General features: G+C 58.5%; 1 protein-coding gene. It reads left to right on the top strand.

Annotated elements, in window-relative coordinates; genetic code table 11:
- Window positions 1–275 (top strand): hypothetical protein (locus ACODJP_RS14000; RefSeq protein WP_422482539.1); only part of this gene is annotated, 275 nt, incomplete at both ends.

Below are 275 nucleotides of genomic sequence, written 5' to 3'. Positions count from 1 at the left end.
CCGACTGGCAGCGCCCGCTGTACCTGGTCATTGATGACTATCACCTGATCACCAATCCGGTGATCCACGATGCCATGCGCTTCTTCTTGCGCCATCAGCCAGAGACCATGACGCTGGTAGTGCTGTCGCGCAACCTGCCGCAGTTGGGGATCGCCAACCTACGGGTGCGCGAGCAGTTACTGGAAATCGGCAGCCAACAGCTGGCTTTTACTCATCAGGAGGCGAAACAGTTCTTTGACTGCCGCCTCGCCTCCCCCATTGAAGCCGATGACAGC

It is taken from the genome of Pleomorphochaeta sp. DL1XJH-081 (assembly GCF_049310885.1).
In the GTDB taxonomy this organism is placed as follows: domain Bacteria; phylum Spirochaetota; class Spirochaetia; order Sphaerochaetales; family Sphaerochaetaceae; genus CAYZJV01.
The sequence above is the reverse complement of the archived record's forward strand: the minus strand, read 5'-3'. Positions and strand labels throughout refer to the sequence as shown.